This is a genomic window from Stenotrophomonas pictorum JCM 9942, from assembly GCF_001310775.1.
In the GTDB taxonomy this organism is placed as follows: domain Bacteria; phylum Pseudomonadota; class Gammaproteobacteria; order Xanthomonadales; family Xanthomonadaceae; genus Stenotrophomonas; species Stenotrophomonas pictorum.
In genome coordinates this window covers 1-4631 of record NZ_BAZI01000222.1, presented here as the reverse complement: position 1 = coordinate 4631, position 4631 = coordinate 1, and the positions used below count along the sequence as shown (strand labels likewise).

Here is a 4631-nt window from a genome sequence, read left to right as displayed (position 1 = left end):
TGCAGCTGGGTCAGACGCTGCGCCAGCCGGCGCAGGCGCACGGTGAGATCACGCTGGTCCGGCACCAGCAGCTCGGCGGCCACCGAAGGGGTGGGGGCCCGCAGGTCGGCGGCGAAATCCGTCAGGCTGAAATCCGTTTCATGGCCCACCGCCGAGACCACCGGCGTGTTGCTGGCGGCAATGGCGCGTGCCAGCTGTTCGTCGTTGAATGCCCACAGATCTTCCAGTGAGCCGCCGCCGCGGGTCAGCAGGATCACGTCGTAGCGGCCGCTGGCATCGGCCTTGCGCAGCAGCGAGGTGATCTGCGCGGCGGCGGTGTCGCCCTGCACCAGCGACGGCAGCAGTTCCACCTCCAGCAGCGGAAAGCGTCGGGCCAGCACGCTCAGCACGTCGCGCACCGCCGCGCCACTGGGCGAGGTGATCACCGCCAGGCGTCGCACATGGGCCGGCAGCGCGCGCTTGCGTGCCGGATCAAACAGGCCTTCGGCTTCCAGCCGCGCTTTCAGCTCGTCATAGGCGCGCCGCAACGCGCCTTCGCCGGCTTCTTCCATGTGATCCAGGATCAGCTGGTAGTCGCCGCGTGCTTCATACAGAGTGAGCCGGCCGCGCACCAGCACGCGCAGGCCTTCGCGTGGCACAAATTTCAGCCACTGGCTTTTGGGCTTGAACATCGCCGCACGCACCTGCGCGCGGGCGTCCTTCAGGGTGAAATACAGGTGTCCGGAGGCTGGCCGGCTGACATTGCCCAGCTCGCCTTCCACCCATACCAGCGGAAACGCGCTTTCCAGCAGGTCGCGCGCCAGCGTGTTGAGCTGGTTGGGGGTCAGGATGTCGGCACTGCGTTCCATGGATCAGGCGTTGGAGCGTTGAAGCGGGCGGTCATGGTCGCATGGAAGCTGCTTGCGACTCACGGCGGTCCCATGCCGGCGCTTTCGGTGTGACGCTGCAGTGCCCACTGCACGTGCTCGCGGACCAGGGCGGAGGCGTGCTCGCGACGTTGCTCCAATGCCTGTTTCGCGGCGGGTGAGGGCGTGGCATTGCCCAACGCCACGGCGATATTGCGCAGCCAGCGCTCATGGCCGCTGCGACGGATCGGGCTGCCTTCGGTGCGGCGCAGGAATTCGTCTTCCTCCCAGGCAAACAGCTCCGGCAAGGTGGCGGTGTCGAGGTTGTTGCGGGCGCGGAAATCCGGCTCGTCGGTGCGACGGGCGAACTTGTTCCACGGGCAGACCAGCTGGCAGTCATCGCAGCCGTAGATGCGGTTGCCCATCAGTGGACGCATTTCCAGGGGAATCGCGCCTTCATGTTCGATGGTCAGGTAGGAGATGCAGCGGCGCGCGTCCAACCGGTGCGGGGCGATGATGGCGGCGGTCGGGCAGACGTCGATGCAGCGCGTGCAGGTGCCGCAATGCGCGCTGGCCGGCGCATCCACCGGCAACGGCAGGTCCACGTAGATCTCGCCGAGGAAGAACCACGAGCCGCCGTTGCGGTCGATCAGGCAGGTGTGTTTGCCGATCCAGCCCAGCCCGGCATTGCGCGCCAGAGCGCGTTCCAGCACCGGCGCCGAATCGACGAACACCCGGTAGCCGAACGGGCCGATCTCGCCGGCGATGCGTTCGGCCAGCTTCTGCAGGCGGTTGCGCATCAGCTTGTGGTAGTCGCGGCCCAGCGCGTAGCGGGCGACATAGGCGCGCTCGGCATCATCGAGCGTGGCCCAGGCTGCGGCATCGTCCTTGTGGCCGTAATCCAGCCCCACCGAGATCACCCGCACCGTGCCGGGCAGCAGCTCCTGTGGCCGGGCGCGCATCGTGCCATGGCGGGCCATCCATTCCATCGTTCCGTACAGCCCCTTGCCCAGCCAGTCGGCCAGGTGCGCCTCATCCTCGCCCAGCGCGATGCCACTGATGCCACAGCGCTGGAAGCCCGCCTCGCGGGCGAGCTGGTGGATGCGCAGCGACAGCTGCGCCGGATTGACGGTGAAAGCGGCTTCAGACATGTGGCAAGTATAGAATCCGGGGCATGGACGAGCCTGTCGAACTGTTCGATACCGTCGCCGCCGGGCGCATTGATGTCCAGGCCACCGCGCTGCTGGGCGGCGATGGCTATGTGTTGATGCAGCGTGCCGGACAGGCGGCCTGGCAGTGCGTGTTGCAGCATTGGCCGCAGGCGCGGCGGCTCGTGGTGGTGTGCGGCCCGGGCAACAACGGTGGCGATGGATACGTGCTGGCGCGTCTGGCGCGCCAGTCCGGGCGCGAAGTCAGCGTGTTGCATCCGCGCGGTGCCGCTCCACGTAGCGCGCTGGCGCAGCGTGCCTGTACCGATTATCTGGCTATCGGCGGTCACGTCGAGGTATCGCCCGATTGCCTGCGGCAGGCCGAGTTGATTGTCGATGCGCTGTACGGGATCGGCTTCAGCCGTGCGCCGGAAGCGGCGGATGCGGCGCTGATCGCGGCGATCAACGCCGCCGGCGTGCCGGTACTGGCGCTGGATGTGCCCAGTGGTGTGGATGCCGACAGTGGCAAGGTTCCGGGTGAAGCGGTCCGCGCCGGGCGGGTGCTGCAGTTCATCGTCGCGCACCGCGGTTTGTACACCGGAACGGCCCTGGAGTTTGCGGGCCAACGGCTGCTGGCGGATCTGGACTTGCCGCCGCCGGCGCTGGACGGTATCGCTGCCAGCGTGCAGCGCTGGTCGAAACCGGCGCTGTCGCAGTACCTGCCGCGGCGGCGGCTCAATACCCACAAGGGCGAGTCCGGGCATGTGCTGTGCGTGGGCGGCAACCACGGTGCAGGTGGCGCGGTGATGCTGGCGGCCGAGGCGGCCTTGCGCAGTGGTGCGGGCCTGACCAGCGTGGCGACCCGTGGCGTGCATGTGGCGCCGCTGCTGGCACGGTGCCCGGAGGCGATGGCACATGGCATCGAAAATATCGCCGGGCTGGATGCTCTGCTGGCGCGTGCGAGTGTGGTGGCATTGGGGCCCGGGCTGGGCCAGGACGCGTGGGCGCAGGCGCTGTACGCGGCGGTGCTGGCCAGCGGCAAGCGGCTGGTGGTCGATGCCGATGCCTTGAATCTGCTCGCACTCGAGCCACGTCCGCTGCCGCAGGCCGTCCTGACCCCGCATCCGGGCGAGGCCGCGCGCTTGCTGGGAACCGATACCGCCAGCGTGCAGCAGGATCGCTTCGCCGCGGCGCAGGCGCTGGCCGGGCGTTACTCGGCGGTCGTGGTACTCAAGGGCGCCGGTACTGTGGTGGCCAGCCCCGGACAATTGCCGCGAGTGATCGCCGCCGGCAACCCGGGCATGGCGGTGGGGGGCATGGGGGATCTTTTGACCGGCGTCATTGCCGCGTTGTGCGCGCAGGGCCTGGCGTTGTTCGATGCCGCCAGCACCGGTGCCCTGCTGCATGCACTGGCCGGGGATGTGGCCGCACTGGACGGGGAGCGCGGGCTGCTGCCGCGTGATCTGTTGCCGCACCTGCGGGCGCTGGCCAATCCATAATGGCGACCATGATCGAACTGATTCTTCCTGACAGCGAAAGCACCGACCGGCTCGGGCAGGCGTTGGCGCAGACCCGGCCGGCACAGGCGGTGGTCCATCTGCAAGGCGACCTGGGCGCGGGCAAATCCACCCTGGCGCGCGCGCTGTTGCGTGCCCTGGGGGTGCAGGGCGCGATCCGCAGCCCGACCTACACCCTGATCGAGCGTTATCCGCTGGCAACCGGCGAGGCGTGGCATCTGGACCTGTACCGGATCGGCAATGCGGGCGAGCTGGATTTCCTCGGGCTGGACGAAGGCAGCGCCGATCTGTGGCTGGTCGAATGGCCCGAGCGCGGGGCCGGCGGCCTGCCGCCGGTGGATCTGGTGATCGGGCTGGAAATCGCCGGCCACGGTCGCCGCGCCCGGTTGCGGGCACACAGCCCGGCCGGTGAATCGTGGCTGCAGCGGTTGAGTGAAATGGCCGACTTGCAGTCGCTTCCTGCCCTCTGACAACAGAAAGGTGCGGCAGGTGGCGGATTATTAAAGGAAAAGTATTGCAATTGCCGGAATGCGGTGATTGAATCCGGGCATGACTACGGGAAACCCGCTGTTCGCACTGTCGCTTGCTGTCGCCGGGCTCTGCTCGGCTGCGGTACCTGCGTGGGCGGGCGAGATCCGTGGAGTAGGGCTGCACAGCGGTAGTACCGGTACCCGGGCCGAAATCCAGCTGGCCGGGGGGGGCAGCTACAAGACCCTGAGCCTGTCCGCACCGAACCGCCTGGTCGTCGATTTTCCGGATTCCAGCGCTGTACGTGACCTCAAGCTGCCCGCTGCGACCGGCGTGGTCACCGCAGTGCGTACCGGCACTCCGACTCCGGGCACGTTCCGTGTGGTGTTCGATCTGGCCGAGTCGGTCGCGCCGTTCAAGCCCCGGATGCAGGGGCAGGGCGCGGAGTCCACGTTGCTGATCGAATGGCCGGGCGAAGCACCGGCGCGCGCTGTGGCCGCGAGTTCTGCGCCAGTTGCGCCCGCGGCACCCGCCAGCACGCCAGTACAAAACAGTGTGGATCCCCGTGCCGAGGCCGCCCGGGCTACCGCCGTACTGACCGCCGCGGTGCGCCAGCAGGCCACCTCGCCTCGCGCCGGCCGTGGTTGTCAACT

General features: G+C 68.4%; 5 protein-coding genes. 3 read left to right on the top strand and 2 right to left on the bottom strand.

The features are described from left to right. Positions 1 to 848, bottom strand: an 848-nt coding sequence (gene xseA / locus JCM9942_RS11140) for an exodeoxyribonuclease VII large subunit (RefSeq protein ID WP_083468510.1), incomplete at its 3' end; no start/stop codon positions are given. Positions 849 to 907: 59 nt separating this feature from the next. Continuing rightward, positions 908 to 1996, bottom strand: coding sequence for a tRNA epoxyqueuosine(34) reductase QueG (queG, locus tag JCM9942_RS11135; RefSeq protein ID WP_054659690.1), 1089 nt, complete (start codon positions 1994 to 1996; stop codon positions 908 to 910). Positions 1997 to 2019: 23 nt separating this feature from the next. Here queG and JCM9942_RS11130 point away from each other — a divergent pair, with 23 nt between their 5' ends. The 3 genes from JCM9942_RS11130 to JCM9942_RS11120 form a co-directional block, all read left to right on the top strand. Beyond that, complete coding sequence (locus JCM9942_RS11130; protein WP_054659688.1) at positions 2020 to 3492, top strand: NAD(P)H-hydrate dehydratase; 1473 nt, start codon at positions 2020 to 2022, stop codon at positions 3490 to 3492. Positions 3493 to 3500: 8 nt separating this feature from the next. Then, a complete protein-coding gene (gene tsaE / locus JCM9942_RS11125) occupies positions 3501 to 3980 on the top strand; it encodes a tRNA (adenosine(37)-N6)-threonylcarbamoyltransferase complex ATPase subunit type 1 TsaE (RefSeq protein WP_054659692.1) in 480 nt (159 codons plus the stop codon). Between the two features lie 79 nt (positions 3981 to 4059). Continuing rightward, positions 4060 to 4631 (top strand): AMIN domain-containing protein (locus JCM9942_RS11120; protein ID WP_157722878.1); only part of this gene is annotated, 572 nt, incomplete at its 3' end.

Excerpts from the sequence above, each read along its gene's own strand:
- queG (WP_054659690.1), bottom strand. The coding sequence starts at position 1,996 with ATGTCTGAAGCCGCTTTCACCGTCAATCCGGCGCAGCTGTCGCTGCGC.
- JCM9942_RS11130 (WP_054659688.1), top strand. The coding sequence starts at position 2,020 with ATGGACGAGCCTGTCGAACTGTTCGATACCGTCGCCGCCGGGCGCATT.
- tsaE (WP_054659692.1), top strand. The coding sequence starts at position 3,501 with ATGATCGAACTGATTCTTCCTGACAGCGAAAGCACCGACCGGCTCGGG.